Origin of the sequence: Nonomuraea pusilla (assembly GCF_900109355.1) — a bacterium.
GTDB lineage: Bacteria > Actinomycetota > Actinomycetes > Streptosporangiales > Streptosporangiaceae > Nonomuraea > Nonomuraea pusilla.
Window position 1 is genome coordinate 20,928 of the sequence record NZ_FOBF01000003.1, and the last position, 19,519, is coordinate 40,446.

General features: G+C 74.4%; 22 protein-coding genes. 6 read left to right on the forward strand and 16 right to left on the reverse strand.

Annotated elements, in window-relative coordinates:
- The first annotated feature begins 15 nt into the window (after positions 1-15).
- Positions 16-678 carry an endonuclease V gene (locus BMX74_RS06065; RefSeq protein WP_091098950.1) on the forward strand — a complete coding sequence of 221 codons (663 nt, stop codon included), beginning with the start codon at positions 16-18 and terminating at the stop codon, positions 676-678.
- A 144-nt stretch (positions 679-822) separates the two neighbouring features.
- On the opposite strand, the gene BMX74_RS06070 is transcribed toward BMX74_RS06065, so the two are convergent.
- The gene (locus BMX74_RS06070) at positions 823-1,194 is read right to left on the reverse strand and encodes a hypothetical protein (protein ID WP_055505610.1); all 372 of its coding nucleotides are present in this window, start codon (positions 1,192-1,194) and stop codon (positions 823-825) included.
- 186 nt (positions 1,195-1,380) lie between these two features.
- The gene (locus tag BMX74_RS06075) at positions 1,381-2,004 is read right to left on the reverse strand and encodes an NADPH-dependent F420 reductase (protein ID WP_091098953.1); all 624 of its coding nucleotides are present in this window, start codon (positions 2,002-2,004) and stop codon (positions 1,381-1,383) included.
- A gap of 104 nt (positions 2,005-2,108) precedes the next feature.
- On the opposite strand from BMX74_RS06075, the gene BMX74_RS06080 reads away from it, so the two are divergent.
- Positions 2,109-2,492 carry a winged helix-turn-helix transcriptional regulator gene (locus BMX74_RS06080; protein ID WP_091098954.1) on the forward strand — a complete coding sequence of 128 codons (384 nt, stop codon included), beginning with the start codon at positions 2,109-2,111 and terminating at the stop codon, positions 2,490-2,492.
- 722 nt (positions 2,493-3,214) lie between these two features.
- On the opposite strand, the gene BMX74_RS06085 is transcribed toward BMX74_RS06080, so the two are convergent.
- Both BMX74_RS06085 and BMX74_RS06090 read right to left on the reverse strand, forming a co-directional pair.
- Positions 3,215-3,577, reverse strand: coding sequence for a DUF488 domain-containing protein (locus BMX74_RS06085; RefSeq protein WP_055505613.1), 363 nt, complete (start codon positions 3,575-3,577; stop codon positions 3,215-3,217).
- A 36-nt stretch (positions 3,578-3,613) separates the two neighbouring features.
- Positions 3,614-4,396 carry an HAD family hydrolase gene (locus tag BMX74_RS06090; RefSeq protein WP_201784671.1) on the reverse strand — a complete coding sequence of 261 codons (783 nt, stop codon included), beginning with the start codon at positions 4,394-4,396 and terminating at the stop codon, positions 3,614-3,616.
- Between the two features lie 43 nt (positions 4,397-4,439).
- On the opposite strand from BMX74_RS06090, the gene BMX74_RS06095 reads away from it, so the two are divergent.
- Entirely contained in the window at positions 4,440-4,799 is a 360-nt protein-coding gene (locus tag BMX74_RS06095; RefSeq protein ID WP_055505614.1) for a hypothetical protein, read from the forward strand.
- A gap of 90 nt (positions 4,800-4,889) precedes the next feature.
- Here the strand turns inward: BMX74_RS06095 and BMX74_RS06100 are convergent, their stop codons facing one another.
- Positions 4,890-5,366 carry a DUF2283 domain-containing protein gene (locus BMX74_RS06100; protein WP_082535270.1) on the reverse strand — a complete coding sequence of 159 codons (477 nt, stop codon included), beginning with the start codon at positions 5,364-5,366 and terminating at the stop codon, positions 4,890-4,892.
- 121 nt (positions 5,367-5,487) lie between these two features.
- Here BMX74_RS06100 and pyrF point away from each other — a divergent pair, with 121 nt between their 5' ends.
- Entirely contained in the window at positions 5,488-6,108 is a 621-nt protein-coding gene (gene pyrF / locus BMX74_RS06105) for an orotidine-5'-phosphate decarboxylase (RefSeq protein ID WP_091098957.1), read from the forward strand.
- A 118-nt stretch (positions 6,109-6,226) separates the two neighbouring features.
- Here pyrF and BMX74_RS06110 read toward each other — a convergent pair whose 3' ends face one another.
- Positions 6,227-7,903, reverse strand: a complete 1,677-nt coding sequence (locus BMX74_RS06110) for a 2-isopropylmalate synthase (protein WP_055506298.1) — start codon at positions 7,901-7,903, stop codon at positions 6,227-6,229.
- A 240-nt stretch (positions 7,904-8,143) separates the two neighbouring features.
- Between BMX74_RS06110 and BMX74_RS06115 the strand changes: the two genes are divergently transcribed.
- The gene (locus tag BMX74_RS06115; protein ID WP_091098958.1) at positions 8,144-8,833 is read left to right on the forward strand and encodes a FadR/GntR family transcriptional regulator; all 690 of its coding nucleotides are present in this window, start codon (positions 8,144-8,146) and stop codon (positions 8,831-8,833) included.
- Between the two features lie 95 nt (positions 8,834-8,928).
- Here BMX74_RS06115 and BMX74_RS06120 read toward each other — a convergent pair whose 3' ends face one another.
- Positions 8,929-9,195: a hypothetical protein gene (locus tag BMX74_RS06120; protein ID WP_143078570.1), complete on the reverse strand. Its 267-nt coding sequence runs from the start codon at positions 9,193-9,195 to the stop codon at positions 8,929-8,931.
- 75 nt (positions 9,196-9,270) lie between these two features.
- Here BMX74_RS06120 and BMX74_RS06125 point away from each other — a divergent pair, with 75 nt between their 5' ends.
- A complete protein-coding gene (locus BMX74_RS06125; protein WP_091098964.1) occupies positions 9,271-9,657 on the forward strand; it encodes a dihydrofolate reductase family protein in 387 nt (128 codons plus the stop codon).
- 130 nt (positions 9,658-9,787) lie between these two features.
- On the opposite strand, the gene rbsK is transcribed toward BMX74_RS06125, so the two are convergent.
- The 9 genes from rbsK to BMX74_RS06170 are packed head-to-tail and all read right to left on the reverse strand — an operon-like array spanning position 9,788 to position 19,465.
- Positions 9,788-10,675 (reverse strand): ribokinase, encoded by an 888-nt coding sequence (gene rbsK / locus BMX74_RS06130; protein ID WP_091098966.1) that lies wholly within the window; start codon positions 10,673-10,675, stop codon positions 9,788-9,790.
- Positions 10,672-12,012: an ADP-ribosylglycohydrolase family protein gene (locus BMX74_RS06135; RefSeq protein WP_091098969.1), complete on the reverse strand. Its 1,341-nt coding sequence runs from the start codon at positions 12,010-12,012 to the stop codon at positions 10,672-10,674. The genes rbsK and BMX74_RS06135 overlap by 4 nt, the downstream gene beginning before the upstream one ends.
- On the reverse strand, positions 12,012-13,148 hold the full coding sequence (locus BMX74_RS06140) for an ADP-ribosylglycohydrolase family protein (RefSeq protein WP_091098971.1): 1,137 nt from the start codon (positions 13,146-13,148) through the stop codon (positions 12,012-12,014). Before BMX74_RS06140 ends, BMX74_RS06135 begins: the two co-directional genes overlap by 1 nt.
- On the reverse strand, positions 13,145-14,161 hold the full coding sequence (locus BMX74_RS06145; RefSeq protein WP_091098973.1) for an ADP-ribosylglycohydrolase family protein: 1,017 nt from the start codon (positions 14,159-14,161) through the stop codon (positions 13,145-13,147). The genes BMX74_RS06140 and BMX74_RS06145 overlap by 4 nt, the downstream gene beginning before the upstream one ends.
- Before the next feature lie 6 nt (positions 14,162-14,167).
- A complete protein-coding gene (locus tag BMX74_RS06150) occupies positions 14,168-15,217 on the reverse strand; it encodes an ADP-ribosylglycohydrolase family protein (protein ID WP_091098975.1) in 1,050 nt (349 codons plus the stop codon).
- Entirely contained in the window at positions 15,214-16,581 is a 1,368-nt protein-coding gene (locus BMX74_RS06155; RefSeq protein ID WP_091098977.1) for an ABC transporter substrate-binding protein, read from the reverse strand. The genes BMX74_RS06150 and BMX74_RS06155 overlap by 4 nt, the downstream gene beginning before the upstream one ends.
- A gap of 9 nt (positions 16,582-16,590) precedes the next feature.
- Positions 16,591-17,466, reverse strand: coding sequence for a carbohydrate ABC transporter permease (locus BMX74_RS06160; protein ID WP_055505624.1), 876 nt, complete (start codon positions 17,464-17,466; stop codon positions 16,591-16,593).
- Positions 17,463-18,386: a carbohydrate ABC transporter permease gene (locus BMX74_RS06165; RefSeq protein ID WP_055505625.1), complete on the reverse strand. Its 924-nt coding sequence runs from the start codon at positions 18,384-18,386 to the stop codon at positions 17,463-17,465. The genes BMX74_RS06160 and BMX74_RS06165 overlap by 4 nt, the downstream gene beginning before the upstream one ends.
- Entirely contained in the window at positions 18,383-19,465 is a 1,083-nt protein-coding gene (locus tag BMX74_RS06170; protein ID WP_082535272.1) for a LacI family DNA-binding transcriptional regulator, read from the reverse strand. The genes BMX74_RS06165 and BMX74_RS06170 overlap by 4 nt, the downstream gene beginning before the upstream one ends.
- Positions 19,466-19,519 lie beyond the last annotated feature (54 nt).

Sequence of the window (19,519 nt, forward strand, 5' to 3'; positions counted from 1 at the left end):
GCGTACGGTGGGCCCGTGCGCGTCGATCAGCTCCACCCGTGGCCGTCCACCGCCGCCGAGGCGGAGGCCGTCCAGGACGCCCTGCGCGGGCGCGTCGAGCTCACCGGTCCCGAGGAGTTCGCGCTCGTCGCCGGCCTGGACGTGCACTACCACGGCGACGACGAGGTGACCGCCGCCGTGGTCGTGCTGGACGCCGCCACGCTCGACGTGGCCGAGCAGGCCGTCGCCCACGGCAGGGCGGCCTTCCCGTACGTGCCCGGCCTGTTCGCCTTCCGGGAGCTGCCCGCGCTGGTGTCGGCGCTGGAACGCCTCACCGTCACGCCCGACCTGCTGGTGTGCGACGGCTACGGGCTGGCGCACCCGCGCGGGTTCGGCCTGGCCTGTCACATCGGGGTGCTCACCGGGCTGCCGTCGATGGGGGTGGGCAAGACGCCGTTCGTCGGCGAGAGCGAGCCGCCCGCGCCGGAGCGCGGCTCGTGGACGCCGATCACGTACGGCGGGGCGACCGTGGGCAGGGCGGTGCGCACCCGCGACGGGGTCAGGCCGGTGTACGTCTCGCAGGGTCACCGCATCAGCCTCGACACCGCGACCCGGCAGGCGCTCCTGCTCGCCCCGCGCCACCGCATCCCCGAGCCGATCCGCCGCGCCGACCACCTCGCCCGCCACCCGCCGTCCTGACCCCGTGCCACCCCACACCGCCCGACCGCCGGGGCGGTGGCCAGGACCGCCGGGCGGTGGTCAGGACCGCCGAAGCGGTGGCGGGCAGCGCCAAGGCGGCGGCCGAGACCGCCGGGGCGGTGGTCGGGACCGCTCAGGCGGTGGTCAGCGGCGCCAGGCCCAGACGAGCAGCCAGACGTTCAGTGCGCACAGCGCCATCGCGAGCGGGACGTGCACCGTCAGCACGCCCGTGCCGCCCAGCGCCGACTGGACCATCCCGAGCAGCAGCACCACCAGGCTGACCAGCGCCGGCCAGCCCGCCTCGCGGCCTGGACGCCACAGCAGCACGGCCGCCACGAGCTGCGCGAGCCCGAGGACGTGCACGGCCGTCGCCCCCACGGCGTGCGTGGCCGCCGCGCCTCCGCCGAGCAGCTGCCCGGCCGTCACCCCCTGGGCGAGCACCGACAGCGTGCCGAGCGCGGCCGCGACCTTGAACGCGGTCGCGTACCCGCTCCCCTTGACGACCTGGGTGACCACTCGACTCTCCTTCGATCTCGGACTCCGGCTGAACCGCCGACCTCCACGATCGCGCCGCACGACGCCGGCGGCATCCGCCACGGGTCGTCATGGCTCGTACACCAGCGGGCGTATCCGAGAGGATGCGGGCCCCAGCGCCCCAGGAAGGCGGCCGACGGCAGCGCCACCGTCAGGCGCGTGCGGGGCTCAGCGTGCTGGGGCGGTCAGTGGGGGCAGGATGGCCTGGGCGTCCGCGCCGGCGAACCACAGGCCGATGACGAACGCCGCCGTCGCCTCCAGCAGCGCCGCCCGGTCCAGGCGGCCCGCGTGCAGCGGCGTGCAGCCGAGGTCGGACACGAGCGTGCGGGCCGCCTCCAGCGCCGCGGGATCGTCGCCGCACAGCGGGACGGCGACGGGCCGCCCGTCGAAGGCGGGCGGGGTCATGCGCCAGACGTCCACATGGCACAGGTTGAAAGCCTTAACCACGTGAGCGCCCGTGAGCCGGGACACCGTCTGGGCCAGTGGCTGAGCGGCGTCATACCGGTCGGGGACTCCGGGGGCGTTCATCACGTCGATGAGCGGCTTGCCGCGCAGGGCCGGGCCCGCCGCCTCCAGGACGTCCGGCGCGGCCTGCGCGAGCACCGCAGCAACCGCGACGTCGCCGAACGCGGCGGCCTGCGCGAACGTCCCCGGCCTCGCTCCCATGGCGGCGGCCCGCTCCGCCGTCCTGCGGGGGTCGCGGCCTGCGACCATGACCTCGTGGCCCGCTCTGATCCACTGGGTGCCGAGCGCGTCCGCCATGCCGCCCGCGCCCAGGATGCCGATGCGCATCCGTGTCCTCCTGACATTCGAGAGGTCCCCGTGAAGGGGCTTTACTGATAGGAGGACTGTAGGAAGCGCGTCACGCACCGATCGGTGCCTAACGGAGGGTTCCGGTGTTCCTCGCCGACTGCCAGGCCAGGCTGGCCTTCGACCTGCTCGCCAACACCTGGAACGCGGTCGTCGTGTGGTCGCTCAGGCACGGGCCGCGCCGTCCGGGCGAGCTGCGCGGGCAGATCGGCGGCATCAGCCACAAGGTGCTGACCGAGACGCTGCGACGGCTGGAGTTCAACGGGCTGGTCGAGCGGCACGCGTACGCGGAGGCGCCGCCCCGGGTGGAGTACGCGCTGACCGGTCTGGGCCGCAGCCTGCTCGCGCCGATCGAGACGTTCGGCGCGTGGGCCTTCGAGCACGCCGACGAGGTGCTGGCGGCACAGGACCGCTGGGAGGAGGAGACCATCGCCTCCCCCACGCCTCCCCGGGCCGAACGCCCCTCATGAAACCCCCACCCCCACCAGAACCACGCACGCTCCTCCGCGGTGTACGCGGCGGTGCGGGGGGCGCCGCGCCGTCGCCTCCTTCAACGGGAAAGGCATGCCCAGCACAATAATAGAGCGCGCGCTCTGAAACTGTGTATGTTGGTACCAGGTCCCGGGACGTCGATCACCCACCATCAAGGAGGTTCCATGCGGAAGGTCGTCATCACGCTCATGGCCGGCATCGCCGCCGCCGTCGTACTCGCGCAGCCCGCCCTGGCAATCTGCATTCCGTACTGACGTCTCACCAGGCGGCCCTTGGAACGGGCTCCCCGTTGACGCGGGAGCCCCTTCCTCGCCGCCGGAAGCACCCCCGCTCGATGCGGCCCGGCGCCGCCCGCGCCGCCGATCTTCACTGCGCCCCCATCGCACACCTCGCGGGGCCGGTGCGGGGCGGCGCCGACGGTGAGGTCTGCCCATGCCACGGCGATGACCTCCCGGGGTCGGAGGCCGGAGCGGAGGTGAATCCCCCTGATCTCAACTCCGTACAGGCGCCGGAGCCAGGCAGCCTCCTTGGAGCCAGGGGCGCGCCTGAACCGGCCCTGGCCGAGCCGAAGGCTCGCTTGTGTCACCCGCCCGCCTGAGTCGGGGGCGCGCTTGGGACGGCGGCTCTCCCGAAGGCGGGAGGGCTTCCCGAGCGTGCCGCCCGCCGCAGTCGCGGCCTGGTCCTGGTGACGTGCCGCGGGTCACGTGGCGTGGGCGGCCTGTTCCTCCAGCCAGTCGCGTAGCACGACGGCCTGGTTGTGCTCGGTGTCCTTGGCGCCGTACAGGAGGGTGACGCGGCCCTTCCTCGCGGCGTCGAGCAGCGGGCGCACAACCTCCGGCCGGTCGGCGAGCTCGGCCCGGTACCGCTCGGCGAACGCCTCGAACCGCTCGGGCCGGTGGCCGAACCACAGCCGCAGCTCCGACGACGGCGCGACGTCGCGGGCCCACCCGTCGAGGCGCAGGTCGTCCTTGCGGATGCCGCGCGGCCACATGCGGTCCACGAGGAACACCGTGCCCCGCACCGGCTCCTTGTCGTAGACGCGCTGGATGACGATCGGTCCCATATCGGGGCCCCTACCCCGGGGCGGGCCCGGCACCCCTCAGCCGAACAGCCGCTCCAGCACGACGGCCACGCCGTCCTCGTCGTTCGACAGGGTCCGGAACGCGGCCCCGGCCAGGACGAGGTGGTGGGCGTTGGCCATGGCGTACCCGGCTCCGGCGAAGGCGAGGACGGCGAGGTCGTTCGGCATGTCGCCGAACGCCACCACCTCGTGGGGCGCGACGCCCCGCTCGGCGCACAGGCGGCCGAGGGTCCCGGCCTTCGTCACGCCGGCGGCGCTGATCTCCAGCAGCCCGGCGACGCCCGAGTGGGTGATCTCGGCCAGGCCGCCGACGGCGGCCGTCGCCGCGGCCAGCATCTCGTCGGACGTGTGCGCCGCCGACCTGGCGAGCAGCTTGACGATCGGCTCCCCCGCGCCGCACGCGGACGGGACGCGGCGGAAGAGGTCCTCCTGGTGGAGGGTGTACCGGGCCTCGGCCAGCACCTCCCAGCCGGTCTCGACGGCGAACGCCACGCCGGGCAGCGCAGTGGCCAGGGTCTCGGCGATCCGGGCGCCGAGGTCGGGGGCGAGCGTGTGCGCGGCGGCGACGTCGCCGGTCGCGAGGTCGTACAGGATGGCGCCGTTGCTGCAGATCGCGGTGCCGGCGACGCCCGCCTGCACGGCCACGGCGCGGACGGCGCGAGGCGGCCTCGCCGTGACGAAGACGATCTCCGCTCCCCCGGACGCGGCGCGGCCGAGCGCGTCCCGGGTGCGCGGGGTGATCGCGCCCGTGGACGACAGGAGGGTCCCGTCGAGGTCGGTGGCCACGATGCGAGGCGTCACGCTGCCGAGTATGCCCCGTTGTGTCCGGGTGTAAGGTGCCCCGGTGTCCTCCAATGACCGTCCGGACGATCGCGTCCCGTCCGTGTTCCGCTTTGCCACCGAGCTGGTGGCCTGGGTGGCCACCCCCTGGGCGCTCGCCCCGCACAGCGTGGCGCTGGCGGTGCTGTCCGTCGTGGTGCTGATCGGCCTGCCGACGGTGTTCGCCACGCCGGGCGACAAGCGGAACGTCCTCGTCGCCGTGCCCGGGTACGTGACGATCGCGCTGGTGGTGCTGCAACTCGTGGCGGCGGTGGCGGCCTCGTGGGCCGCGTGGCCCACGGCGGCGGCCGTCGCCGTGTCGGTGCTGGCCGCGGTGTCGGCCGTGCTGGAACTCCCCCGCTGGCGGTGGCTCACCTCCCGCTGACCGCCTTCACACGCGCCCGGCCCGTGGTGCTCGGTGCTCGGGTGCTTGGTGCTTGGGGTGCCGGCTCGCCTCCTGTTCGCTGCCGGTCGCTCAGACGCGTAGTTCGGGTGGCAGGAGGGTGGCGGCGTTGAGCAGCTCCAGGCCGAGGAGCCGTCCGGACTCGCCGAACTCCAGCACGACGTCCTCCACCGCCGCCCGGCGAAGCGCCTCACCTGGCGCGATTTCATGCTTCATCGCGATGTAGGCGACGTCATGCCGCCTGTCCAGCGTGACGTACACCGTCTGGGGCCGGCCGCCCGGCGGCGGCTCCTCCCAGACGAGCAGGCCCTCACGGGCCTCGTGCGACCCGGCGAGCGCCGCCCGCGTCACCGCCAGCGCCAGCTCCAGCGCCTGGAGCGAGTCGGGCCCGGTGACCTTGCGCTCGTGCTCCCACCCCGCGAGCCCGTCGATCCGGTACGGGCACGACCACTCGCCCGTCGGCTCCTCGTAGGGCACGCCGAGGGTGACGACGACGTCACGCGGCGGGTCGGTGCGCAGGCTCAGCACACGGTGGGCGATCTCGTACATGCCCGTGATCTACCCCGGGGCGCCGGGCGGGAAGACGAGCCGTCCCATATCGGGTGGGACGGAAACCCGGTGCCACGGGCGGGCGGGAGCTGGTCTGCCTACGGTCGTGAGGGGGCCGGGGATGGACGAGTCGTTCGGGAGGCGCCTGCGTGACAGGCTCGGCAAGCACGGGCCCCTGTGCGTGGGGCTCGAACCCGCTCCCGCGCTGCCGGCCGCCTGGGGCCTCGACGACTCCCCCGCCGGTCTCGAACGCTTCAGCCGCACCGTGATCGACGCGGTGGGCGACGTGGCGGCGGTGGTCGAGCCGCACGCGGCGTGCTACGAGCGCTGGGGCAGCCGGGGCGTCGCCGTTCTGGAACGAGCCGTCGCGGGGCTGCGGGAGTGCGGCGCGCCGTTGGTGCTCGACGCCGGGCGCGGCGGGGCGGGCGGCGCCATGGCGGCGTACGCGGAGGCGTACCTCGACCGGGGCAGCCCGCTGGCCGCCGACGCGGTGACGCTCATCCCGTACCCGGGGTTCGCGTCGCTGGCGGGCGCGATCACCTCGGCGGTGGCCGACGACGCGGGCGTCTTCGTCCGGCCCCGCACCGCCGCCCCCGCACGGCCGGCCAGGTCGCGGCGGGCGCGGCGGGCGCGGTCGGCCTGGTGCTGGACACCGGGCTCCCCGTGCTGGACGCCGCGCTCCCCGCCGCCCCGCCGCCCCCGGCCAAGAGGCAGTCCGAGGGGCCGGCCGAGGGCTGACTGAGGGGCCGGCTGAGGCGCTGGCCGGGCTCAACGGCCCCGTTTCCCACGCGACCGGTCAAACGGCGCCACGAGTTCCCGCGCGACCGGTCAAACGGCGCTGCGGGTTCCCGCCAGGCCGGTCATGTGGTGCTGCGGGGTTCCGCGCGGGCCGTGGCGGCCAGTAGGGCGCGGGCCGACGCCTCCGCGGGTGTGGCGGCCAGTCCCGCTCCCCAGTACGTGGCGCCGTCCACCCTGGCCTCGACGTACGCGACGGCGCTGCCGTCCCGTTCCGGCGCGGGCGGCTGCTCCGCGTGGGTGATGACGTCCACGGGCGTGCCACCGGCGGCGAGCGCGGCCGCCACGGCGGGCAGCGGGCCGTCGCCGGTGCCGTGCAGGTGGCGGCCCGAGGGCAGGTCCGCGGTGCACGCGTGCACCCCGGGCGTGTCCTCCTCGACGCGCCACGGCCCGGGCGGGAACCGCTCGCCCGGCGTGACGTACGTGGCGTGGAAGAGCCGCCACAGCTCCTCGGCGGTCACCTCGGCGCCGGTGTCGTCGGTGGCCTGCTGCACGACGGCGGAGAAGTCGATCTGCAGGCGGCGCGGCAGCTCCAGCCCGTACCGGGTGCGCAGCAGGTACGCGATGCCGCCCTTGCCCGACTGGCTGTTGACGCGGATCACGGCCTGGTAGTCGCGGCCCACGTCGGCGGGGTCGATCGGCAGGTACGGCACGTCCCACGGCGCCTGCTCCGGCGGCACGCCCAGCTCGGCGGCGCGCTTGGCGTGGTGGGCGAGACCCTTGCTGATGGCGTCCTGGTGGGTGCCGGAGAAGGCGGTGTGGACGAGGTCGCCCACGTACGGGTGGCGCTCGGGCACCGGCAGGCGGTTGCAGTGCTCGACGACGCGCCTGACGCCGTCGATGTCCGAGAAGTCGATCATCGGGTCGACGCCCTGGGCGTAGAGGTTGAGCGCCAGCGTGGCCAGGTCGACGTTGCCGGTGCGCTCGCCGTTGCCGAACAGGCAGCCCTCCACCCGCTGCGCCCCGGCCAGCACGGCCAGCTCGGCGCAGGCCACGCCGGTGCCCCTGTCGTTGTGCGGGTGCACGGACAGGATGACCGCGTCGCGGCGGTCCAGGTGGCGGTGCATGTACTCGATCTGGTCGGCGTACACGTTGGGGGTGGCGATCTCGACGGTGGCGGGCAGGTTGTGGATCACGGGGCGGTCGGGGGCGGCGTCCCAGAGGGCGGTCAGCGCGTTGCAGACCTCCAGGACGTAGTCGGGTTCGGTGAGGTTGAAGACCTCGGGCGAGAACTCGAAGCGCACCGGCCTGCCCTCCGCCAGCCGCGCCATCCGGGAGGCGGCGCGCAGGATGGTGCCGCGCAGCTCCTGCCTGTCCTGTCCGAGGACGACGTCGCGCCAGGTGGGCGCGGTCGCGGTGTACAGGTGGACGACGGCGCGCGGGATGCCCTCGATGGAGGCGAAGGTGCGGTCGATGAGGTCGTCCCTGGCGGCGGTGAACACGACCACGGTCACGTCGTCGGGCACGGCGCCGGGCGCGGCCAGCTCCCTGACGAAGTCGTGGTCGAGGCGGCTGGCCGAGGGGTAGCCGATCTCGATCTCCTTGAAGCCGATGCGGGTCATGAGGTCGAACATGAGGCGCTTGCGGGCGGGGTCCATCGGCTCGGCCAGGGCCTGGTTGCCGTCGCGCAGGTCCACGGGCACCCACAGCGGGGCCTGGGTGATGCGGCGCGCGGGCCAGGCGCGCTCGGCGAGCGGCAGCTCGACCCGCTCGTGGGCGGGACGGTAGCGGTGGTACGGCATGCCGCTCGGGCGCTGCCTGTTCCAGTGGTGCACGGGTCTCCTCCTCGTGGGGGCGACCGGCCGCGGGGTGGCGTCCGGTCGCGGGGCTCAGGGCCGGGAGGACCGGCGGGGACAGCTCGGCACCGCGGCGGGGTGCCGGTCCGGTCAGGCCCCGCCGCGGCGGCCGAGAAGGAGAGCCCGCGACGACATGGCGGCTACACTAACCACATCACAGGTCCTCAGACAACCTGAGAGGTTTCGATGCCCCTCGGCGCCCTCCGTCCCAGCCCGCTCGTCGAGCAGGCCACCCGGCACCTGCGCGAGCAGATCACCGACGGCCACTGGCCCGTCGGCACCCGCCTGCCGGGCGAGAACGCGCTGGCCGCGACCCTGGGGGTGGGCCGCTCGACCGTGCGCGAGGCGCTGCGGGCGCTCGCGGGCGCCGGCCTCGTGCAGGCCAGACAGGGCTCCGGCGTGTACGTGATCGCCGACCGCCCCGCCGATGACTGGCCCGCCCGGCTGCGCCGCGCCGCCATCACCGACGTGTACGAGGTCCGCGTGATGGTCGAGACCCAGGCCGCCAGGCTGGCCGCGGCCCGGCGCACCGCCGAGGACGTCGCGGCCCTGGAAGCCGCGCTGGAGGCGCGCGGCAGAGCGGCCAGCGAGGGGGACGCGGCCTTCGTCGACGCCGATGTCGCGCTGCACGCGGCCGTCGTGGCGGCGGCGGGCAACCCCGTCCTCGACGGCCTGTTCGCCGAGTTCGCGCCCCTGCTGCGGGAACGGCTCGTCGACCTGGTCCAGCTGCTGGGGCTCCGCGCCCACGACGCCGCCCCTGGCCAGGATGCCCACGCCGCGCTGGTGGACGCGATCAGGCGCGGCGACGCCGAGGCGGCCGGAGCCGTCCTCCAGGAGGAACTGGAGCAGACCCTCGCCCACCTGCACCGCGCCTGAGCGCGGGCCGAGATCAGCGTCGTCGGCGCACGGCCGGAGCCAGCCGGCCGGAGCCAGCCGGTCGAAGTCAGGCGGCCGGAGCCAGCCGGTCGAAGTCAGCCGGTCGGGCCGGCGTCGGGGCGGATCACCTCGTCCTCGGGCTGCTCCCCGCGCGCGGCGGCCTCCTCCGCCCTGCGTTCCTCTGCCCTGCGTTCCTCCGCCGCCCGAGCCTCGCCCGGCTCGTGGTCGAGCTCGTCCGGGAGGTCGGCCGGGACGGGGCGGCGGGTCCTCCGCGTCTCGCAGCCCGCGCGTTCCGCCACGACGTCGCTCTCCCCCTCCACGCCTCCGACCGCCTCCGGCAGGTCCTCGGTTGGTTCGCTCATGCCCTCCACCTGCCCGGACATCGTCCGCCGAAGCCCCGGAGGCCGCGTCCGAGAACTCCCGGAAGAAGATCCGCGATGTCCGGCCACCGGCCGGACGCCGAGTCGATCCCGGACGACCCGCGCGACCTGACGTTCGCGCCCGTCTGGAGGGAGACCGCGAAGATCGCGTTCTCCACGACGCTGCGGGAGGCGGGCTGGAACACCAGGCTCGCCGGGGGCGACCTGGCCGAGGAGGTGGCCGAGCTCAAGGCGCGGCCCGCCCAGGACATGCCGCTGCGCGGCGGAGCCCGCCTGGCGAGCGCGCTGGGCGCCCTCGGGCTGATCGGCGAGTACCACCACCCGGTGGTGCCGGGCGGGGGCCGTCCCGCGTTCCCGCCCCGCGCGGAGCGGCTGAACCTGCGCCTGGCGGAGCCGCGCACGTTCGATTCGCGCGCCGTCCTCCTCCGGTACGACCGAGCCTGAGACGCCCCGCCTGAGGCGGCCCCGCTGGGGGCGGCCCGCCCGCCCTTCATGGGGACGCAGGGATGCGCGGTGCGGGAGGACGGGCTCGTCCCAGGCGGCGGGCGGGGTCAGACCAGGCGGCGGGGCGGGGTCAGATCAGGAGGGCGGCGTCGATCTCGGCGCGGGTGGGCATGGAGGTGCTGGCGCCCTCGCGCTGCACCGACAGCGCCGCCGCGACCGACGCGAAGCGCAGCGCCTCCGCCGGAGGCAGGCCCTCGGCGCGGGCCACCGCCAGCGCGCCGACGAACGTGTCGCCCGCGGCCGTCGTGTCCACCGCCCTGACGGGGAGGGCGGGCACCCGCAGCCGCTCGCCCGAGCGCGAGCCGTACAGCGCGCCCTCGGAGCCCAGGGTGATGACGACCTCCTCGACGCGTTCGAGCAGCACGTCCAGAGCGGAGTCCGGGTCGGGGGCGGCGGTGATGGCGACGGCCTCGTGCTCGTTGGGGACGATCAGGGTGACGGCGTCGAGCAGTTCGGCGGGCAGGGGCTGGGCGGGGGCGGGGGTGAGGACGACCTGCACCCCCGAGGCGCGGGCCGCGCGGGCGGCGGCCACGACGGCCTCCAGAGGCAGTTCGAGCTGGAGGAGCAGCGCCTGCGAGGCGGCGATCGTCCGCACGTCGTCCTCGGACGGCCCGGTGACGGCGCCGTTCGCGCCGGGCACGACGATGATCGAGTTGCCGCCCTCGTCGTCGACCACGATGTGGGCGATGCCGCTGGGGCCGGGCACCTCGCGCAGGCCGCGCACGTCCACGCCGGCGGCGGAGAGCGTGGCGCGCATCTCGGCGCCGAACCCGTCGTCGCCGACCGCGCCGAGGAAGGCCACCGGCGCGCCCGCGCGGGCGGCGGCGACGGCCTGGTTGGCGCCCTTGCCCCCGGGCACGGTGCGGAAGCCGTGACCGGTGACGGTCTCGCCGCGTTTGGGGGCCTGGGCCACGTACGCGACGAGGTCCATGTTGGCGCTGCCGAAAACTGAGATCATGGCCTCATCCTCTCCTGCGTGCGTCGGGCCAGCTCACCGAGCCCCACGCCATCGAACCCGGTCAGGCTACTGGCGAGGCTGTCACGTATCCGCCACGGGTCCGGCACTCCGCCGCCGAGCGCCCCGGCGACGGCGCCGGCCGTGGCGCCCGCCGAGTCGGTGTCCCAGCCGCCGGCCACCGCTCCTGCGACGGTCGCGGTGAAGTCGCCCCTGCCGTGGACGAGCGTCGCGGCGACGAGGGCGGCGTTGTTGATCGTGTGCACCCAGTGCAGGGCGCCGTGACGCTCGTGCAGGAGGTCCACCACCCGTTCGAAGTCGGGCTCGCGGTCGGCGTCGTCGGCGGCCCGGCGTACGGCGTCGTACAGGCGGGAGCCGCGCGGCACCACCGACAGGCCAGCCTCGACCACCTCGCCGGGGGTCTCCGCGACGAGCGAGGCGGCGCACATGGCCGCCGCGAACATCGCGCCGTAGACGCCGTTGGCGGTGTGGGTGAGCGTGGCGTCGCGCCAGGCGTGCTCGGCGGCGGTGGCGGGGTCGCCCGGGTTCACCCAGCCGTACACGTCGGCCCTGATGAGGGCGCCGATCCACTCGCGGAACGGGTTGCGGCGGGTGGCGGTGCGCGGCGGCTCCACGCCGTCGAGCAGGTTGCGGTACGCGACCCGCTCGGCCGTGAACGTCCGGCCCGCGGGCAGCTCGTCCAGCCACAGCCTGGCCACGTCGTCGGTGGTGAAGCCGCGGCCGTGCCGCTCCAGCACCGACAGCGCGAGCAGCGGGTAGTTGAGGTCGTCGTCCTCGGGGATGCCGTCGATGTTCTCGGCGAGCGAGTTGACGGCGCTGCGCCGGTTCCATGGCCAGCGGCGGGCGACGTCCTCCGGCAGGCCGCGCGCGGTGAACCAGCCCTGGATGGGCCAGTTCCCGGTGGCCTCGGCGATCTCCCTGATGCCTTCGCGGGGGATCTTCTCCACCGGCTTGCCGAGGACGCACCCGGCGGCCCGGCCCTGCCAGGCGCCCAGCACCCTGGCGGGGTCGGGACGCACCGGGGCGGCCGGGGGCGCCGGCCAGTCGGGGCAGGCGGCGATGATCTCGGGCAGGCCGGTCGGCTCGTCCAGCGGCGAGGGGATCTCGGCCAGCTCGTCCAGCAGCCGTTCGGCCAGGGGCCGCAGCGCGGCGGCACCCGGCTCGGAGGCGCCGGCGCGGGGCGGGGCGTCGTGCCCGCCGGCCGCGTGCCAGCGCGCGGCGATGTCGCGCACGGCCGGGCCGTCCCTGCCGTCCTCGGCGGCCTGGCGGAGCTCGTGCCCGACCAGGTCCTCGGGCTGCACCCAGGTGAGGCGGATCATCAGCCGTCCAGCTCCGCGAACGCCGCCTCGTGGGCGCGCCGCCTGGCCACGTCGCCGGCGTGGACGCGGCGCGCCACCTCGGCGATCGCCAGGCCCGGGGCGACCAGGTCGGTACGGCTGGCCGCCGCCACCTGCTCGACCCATTCGGCGGGCACGGCCCGCAGCCCGTTCAGCGCGCCCGCGATGGCGCCGCCCATGGAGGCGATCGAGTCGGCGTCGCGGCCGTAGTTCACGCCGCCGAGCACGGTGTCGCGGTAGCCGCCCTTGGCGATGACGAGGAAGCCGAGCGCCAGCGGCAGCTCCTCGATGCTGTGGACGCGGCTGGGCCGCCGCGCGCCGAGGCCCTGGTCGCGGTAGGTGTCGGCGACGGTGTCGTACGGGCGGACGGCGGCGCGCAGCGCCTCGAACGAGCCGTCCCAGTGGCCGAAGCGGGACGCGGCCTCGCAGACCGCCTCGATCGCGGCCCTGGTGCCGTCCTTGGCGAGGCGCAGGCAGGCGGCGACGACGGAGTCGGCGGTCGCGCCCGGCCGCATGGCCTCGGCGACGGCGGCGGCCATGACGCCGGCCGCCTCCCTGCCGTAGCTCGACTGGTGGGCGCCCGTCAGGTCGATGGCCTCGGCGTACGCGGCGTCGGGGTCGGCGGCGTTGACGATGCCGACGGGCGCCACGTACATGGCGGCGCCGCAGTTGACGATGTTGCCGACGCCGGCCTCGCGCGGGTCGGCGTGGCCGTAGTGCAACCTGGCCACGATCCACTTCTCGGCCAGGAAGATCCGCTGGAGCGGCAGCGCCTCGGCCTCCAGCTCGGGGATCCAGCGCCGCTCGCCCATCAGCTCGGGCACCAGGTGCTCGGCCATCGCGTACGCGGTCAGGTGGCCGCCGGCCTTCTCGTACACGCGGATGAGGGCGTGCGTCATGAGGGTGTCGTCGGTGATGTGGCCGTCGCCCTTGTGGTACGGCGCGATGGGCCTGGCGTTGCGCCAGTCCTCGTTGAACGGCGGGACGATGCCCTCGACCTGGCCGCCGTACCGCCGCACGATCTGCTCGGGGGTCCAGCCCTCGGTGGCGCCGCCCAGCGCGTCGCCGACCGCCGCCCCCGCCACGCAGCCGGTCGCCCTGTCCTCAAGCGGCGTCATGCGATTCCCTCCGTAGATACACCCGTGGATTCACCCGTGGTTTCGGCCGTGAACCGGCCGGTGAGTTCGATGAGATCGGTGCCCGCGAGCTCGGGCAGGCAGCAGCCGGCGAGCGTGCGCGAGGCCGCCACCCAGCCCGGCGGGATCGCGGCGAGGCCGCCGCAGGCTCCCGTGAGCGCGCCGGTCAGCGCGGGCGCCGAGTCGGCCAGCGTGGACAGGCAGGCGGCGGCGGGCACGGCGGCGCGCAGGTCGCCTCCGGACGCCGCCGTCAGCGCGAGCGCGACCGGCACGGTGTGGGCGGCGCCCACGCCGTAGCTGTAGACGTGGTCGAGCAGCGCCGCGTCGAGCGCGGGGACGGCCCCGAACGGGTCGCCCGCGGCGCGGGCCGCGTCGAGCGCGACGCGGGCGTTGTGCCCGATCGCGGTGTCGCGGGGCAGCACGGCGAGCGCCGCCTCGACGGCCGACGCGGCCGAGCCCGAGGCGACCGCCTCGGACACGGCGGCGGCCATGGCGAGCGCGCCGAGCAGGCCGTCGCCGGCGTTCGTCACCTGCGCGTCCTGCGTGGGGTCGCGCCCGAGCACGCCGTACGCGACGGCGCGCACGGCGGCGGAGTCGTCGAAGTGGTGGGGGTTGTCGTGCCCGGACGCGGGCGGTTCGACCCCCTTGGTCAGGTTGTCCAGCGCGGTCGCGACCGAGATGCGCGCCCTGATCTCGGCGCGTCCCGCGAGCGCGCGGAACGCGTCGGCGCGCGGCGTGCCGATCGTGAGCGCCGTCCAGGCGAGCCATTCGGCGTCGTCGGACGGGCCGACGGCCAGCGGCGCGACGGGCTGGTTGAGCGCGAACGGCACTGGCAGCGTGGTGACGCGGTGCTCCTCGGCGAACGCGTCGAGCTCGCGGTGCAGCCTCCTGCTCCAGGGCGCGTGCAGGGCCGCGCGGTGCCTGGCCGCCGGCCAGCCCGCGGCGTCGCCCACGGCGAGCCCGGCGAAGGCCCCCCGGATTCTCTCCCCCGACATCGTGTCCTAACGTCCTCTCGCCCGCTCTCCGGCGGGATCCGGCCTGCTCGGCGGCCCGCCGGCCTCCTGTGGCCCCGGTGCCAGCTCGTCCGCGACGTCGAGGACGTGCCTGCCCGCCACCACCGGCAGGCACTTGCCGGTGACGGGGCCGATCCGCTCGGCCCAGCGGGCGGGCACGCCGCGCTCGCCGCGCATGGCGCCCGTCACGGCCCCGGCGATGGCGCCGATCGTGTCGGCGTCCCTGCCGAGGCTCACGCCGAACGTCACCGACGCCTCGACTTCGCCGCCGCCCGCGAGGACGGCGGCCAGCGCGAGGGCGACGGCCTCGGGCGCGATGTCGGTCCAGGGGTAGTGCCTGACGACCACGGCCTCGTGCAGCGCCTCGACGAGAGCATCGGCGGCGTCGTTCTCTGCCGCGTCGGACGGTCCTGAGGCGGCGACGACGTCGCGGGCGCGGGCGAGGTTGCGTGCGGTCCACGAGTCGGCGGGCACGGCGGACAGTGCCGCCCGCACCGCCTCCTCAGGTCCGGCGCCGCCCATCGCGGCGGCCACGGCGGCGGCGACCGCCCGGCCGCCGAGCACGCCCTCGCCCGACTGGCTGACGATGCCGTCCTGCTCCACCAGGCGGGCCGCCTCGGCCGGGTCGCCGGGGCAGAAGATCCCGTACGGGGCCGCCCGCATCGCCAGGCCGTCCGACCAGCCGTGCTGGTGGACCAGCCCGGTCAGCGGCGGCTCCAGGCCGCGGCGCAGCGCCTCGACCGTGCCCAGCTCGGAGAAGCCCGCGCCGCGCATCGGCCCCGTGATCGACGGGATGATCTCCTCGCGGTAGGCGGCGGCGACGTGCGCCGGGGTCAGCGCGTGCCCGTGCCGCACGAGCAGGGACGCGGCGAAGACGGCGTACTCGGTGTCGTCGGTGCCGCCGCCCTCGATCTCGGTGAGCCGTCCCCACCGCCGCCGGATCTGCGACGGGGTCAGGTTCTCGGCAGGGGCGCCGAGGGCGTCGCCGGCCGCCAGGCCGAGCAGGCACCCCCGGGCCCTGTCGTTGACCGGAATCACCGCTGGTAACGCTCCAGAACCTTGTTGCCGTCCTCGACGAGCCGCTTGGCGACGTCGTCGATGCTGATCTTGTTGGCGTAGTACTCCTGGAGCACCGGCGTGGCCACCTTGCTCTTCCACTCGTCGAAGCCCTTCACCTTGAGGAAGGGGGCCACGACCAGGTTCTTGGCGGAGGCGGTGGCGACGTCCCAGCCGTTCTCCTTGCCGGTGATCGACGGGTCGGCGGCGGCCTTCTGCGAGGTGGGCAGCAGCCAGTCGCCCTTGGCCAGCTTGGCCTGGTTCTCACCGTTGAGGAAGTAGGCGATGAACTTCATGGCCTCGTCCGGGTGCTTGCTGTCCTGCGCGATCGACAGCGTCTGCGAGACGGCGCCCTGCTCGGCCGTGGTGCCCTTCGGCGCGGGCAGCGTCACCCACTCGAAGCCCTTGGGCGCCTGCTCGGCGACCTGCTGGCGCAGGTAGACGCCGGCGGGCAGCATCGCGAACTTGTCCTGGAAGAAGGCGGGCAGCGGGTCCGCGGTGCCCTGGCCGAGCGCGGCCGGGTCGGCGGACTTGTCCTTGTAGAGCTGGTCGTGGATGCGCTGGAGCACCTCGCGCTCCTCGGGGCCGACCTTGACCGTGGTCTTGCCGTCGGCGCCCGTCTGGAAGAACGTGCCGCCGAAGTTGAGCGCCAGGTTGAGCGTCTTGTTGACCGGCGACTTCATCGCCCAGGCCACGCCGTAACCCTGGCCCGTCTCGGTCCCGGAGCCGCTGGAGGAGGTGACGATGGGACGCTTGGCGGTCATCTTCTTGGCGGCCTCGGAGAACTCGTCCCACGTCCACGGGTTGTCCGGGGTCGGGACGCGCACGCCGGAGGCGTCGAGCAGCTTCTTGTTGGCGATGATGACCTGCGACTCCTGCAGGAACGGCACGCCGTAGACGCCGTTGCCGCCCTTGCCGTCGTCGAAGGTGACGGTGTCCCAGGCGGGCTGCGGGATGTCGCTCTTCAGCTCGGCCGGCAGCTTGCCGGTGAGGTCGAGCAGGTAGCCGTCGGCGGCGAAGCCGGACAGCGCGGGCGACTCGTTGTGGATGACGTCGGGGGCGGTGCCGCCGGCGAACTGGGTGACGAGCTGGTCGTTGACGTTGTCCCAGCTCCCCTGCACGTACGTGACCTGGATGCCGGGGTTGGCCTTGTTCCAGTCGTCCACGATCTGCTTGTTCGCGGCGACCGACTCCTTCTGCCAGGCCAGGCTGAGGAAGTTCAGCTTCACCGCCTCGCCGGGAGCGGAGGACGAGGAGGAGGACGACTGGCCTCCGCCGCCTCCACTGCCGCACGCGGCGGCGAGCGCCAGCACCGCCGCGGCCGCCAGAGCGGACTTGATACGCATACGAGCCTCCTAGCCCTTCACGGCGCCGGCCATCAGGCCGGACTTCAGTCGCCGCTGGATGATTGCGAAGAAGATCAGGCTCGGGATCGTCGCCATGAGCGACGCCGCGGCCAGCGGGCCGAGCCTGGCCACCCCCTCGGGGCCGGTGAACCTCACCAGCGTGAGCGGGAGTGTCATGACGTCGGGATCCTGGAGGACCACGAGCGCGAAGAGGAACTCGTTCCATGACGAGATGAACGAGAACAGCAGCGTCGCCACCACGCCGGGGGCGAGCAGCGGCGCGACCACGCTGACGATCGAGCGGAACCGGGTGGCGCCGTCCACCGACGCGGCCTCCTCCAGCTCGGGCGGCACCGCGCGCACGTACCCCTGCAGCATCCACAGGGCGAACGGCAGCGTGAACGTCACGTGCACCGCCACCAGGCCGGGCAGCGTGTTCACCAGCTCCAGGTCCCGAAGGATCATGAAGAGCGGGATGATGATCAGGATGAACGGGAACACCTGGCTGACCAGCACCCACCCGAGCGCGATCCGGTTGAGCAGGCTCCGGTAGCGGGCCATGGCGTACGAGGCGGGCAGCGCGACCAGCACGGTGATCACGGCGCTGGCCAGGGCCACCACCAGGCTGCGCCCGGCCGCGCCGACGAGGTCCTGCTCGCCGAACGCGTCGGAGAAGTTGGAGAGGGTCGGGTCCCTCGGGATCCACGTCGGGTCGGCCAGCGCCATCTCCTGCGGCGTCTTCAGCGCCGTCGACAGCAGCCAGACCAGCGGGAACGCCAGGAAGACGATGTAGGCGGCCAGCGCCAGGTACTGCGGGACCCGTCGCGCGACGCCCTGCCTCTTCTCCCGGGGCTCCTTCTCCCCGGGCCGCGCGGTGCCCTTCATCGGGTCTCCCTCATCTGGCGCCACAGGTACAGGCCGAGCACCGCGAGCACGACGATCGCCATGGCGACGCCGAGCATCGAGGCGTAGCCCGCGAACCGGTACCTGAACGCCTCCTCGTAGGCGAACAGCATCGGCAGCCGCGTCTGGCCGCCGGGGCCGCCCTGGGTGAGCACGTACACCAGGCCGAACTGGTTGATGTTCCACACGAAGTCGAGCGACGTGATCGCCACGATGACGGGCCGCAGCTGCGGCAGCGTGATGTGCCAGAAGCGCCGCCAGGGGCTCGCGCCGTCCACCTCGACCGCCTCGTACAGCTCCTTCGGCACGCCCTGCAGGCCCGCGAGCAGCACGACCGTGGTCTGCGGCATGCCCGTCCACACGCCCACGACGATGATGGCGGGCAGCGCGAGCGAGAAGTCGGCCAGCCAGTTGACGTGGGTGCCGAGCACGCTGTTGAGGATGCCGGCGTCCGGGTGGTAGACCAGGCGCCACATCAGGCCGATGACGACCGGCGGCATCGCCCACGGCACCACCGCGAGCACCCTGGCCACGCCCCTGAAGCGCAGGTCCTGGTTGAGCAGCAGCGCCAGGCCGAGCGCCGCCGCGAACTGCAGCGCCGTCACCGAGAACGCCCAGATCATGCCGATCCTGAACGACGACCAGAAGTCGCCGTCGCTCAGCAGGTCGGTGAGGTTCTGCAGGCCGACGAAGCTCGTCTCGTGGTTGCGGGTGTTGCGGGCGTCGGTGAACGCCAGCCCGATGCCGTACAGCAGCGGGCCGACGCTGAACAGGGCCACCGGCACCAGCGCCGGCAGCATGAGCAGCCACATCTCCCTGGTGCGCCGGGCGCCCGCGCGCCGGCGGCGGCGCGTGCCCCGCCTGGGCGACGGCGGCGACGGTCTCGTGGCGGTCGCGGTCACGCGCCGTCTCCCTTCCCTGCCGCGTCCCGGCCGGCGTCGGCGCCGGGGGGCACGTTCCGGGCGGTCCGCGCGGCCTGCTCGCCCGCCGTGGAGGCGCGCACCGACAGGCGCGGCGGCACCGTCACCAGGCGGGGCTCGCGGTCGCCGTTCTGCAGCCGGTCGAGCAGCAGCTCGGCGGCGGCCTTGCCGCGCTCGGCCGAGCCGAGCGAGACGCTGGTCAGCGACGGCCACGAGGCGGCCGCCAGGTCGGTGTCGTCCATGCCGACCACGGCGACGTCCTCGGGCACGCGGCGTCCTGCGGCGCGCAGCACGTCGAGCGCGCCGAGCGCGATCAGGTCGTTGGCGCACATCAGCGCGTCCACGTCGGGGACTCGCTCCAGCAGCGCGGCCACCGCGCGGCCCCCCTCCGCGCGGTAGAAGTCGCCGATCTGGACGAGGTCCTCGTCGTAGGGCAGGCCGAGCTCCTCCAGCGCCTCCCGGTAGGCGGCCCCCCGCGAGGCGCCGGGGACGGTGTCGAGAGGGCCGTTGATCATGCCGATCCTGCGGCGGCCCAGCCCGTACAGGTGGTCGATGGCGAGCTTCACGCCGGTGCGCGAGTCGGCGCGGACGTTGTCCACGCGCGTCCCCTCGGGCACCGAGCCGATGATCACGACGGGGGCCCTGGCCGCGGACAGCGTCTCCAGGTGAGCCTCGGTGACGCGCAGCGGGCTCATGATCAGCCCGTCCACGTACCGCTCGCCGAGGCTGTGCAGCACCTCGATCTCGTCGGCGGCCACCGCGTCGGTGGAGTGCAGCACGAGCCGGTAGCCGGCCGCCTTCAGCACCGGCTGGATCTCGCGCAGCATCGCCAGGTAGGCGGGGTTGCCGACGTCGGCCATGGCGAACGCCACCTGGTGGGTGCGGCGCGACTTGAGCGACCTGGCGACGGCGTTGCGCACGTAGCCGAGCTCGTCGGCGGCGGCCATCACCTTGCGCACGGTCTCTTGCCTGGTCGGCAGGCCGTTCAGCACCCGCGAGACCGAGGCGATGGAGACGCCGGCGCGCTCGGCGATCGTGTTGATCGTGGGTCCTTGGGCCAAGGCTGTCCTTCCGTGTTCGTAAACGTTTTCAGGAAAAACTCTGTAAACGTTTAC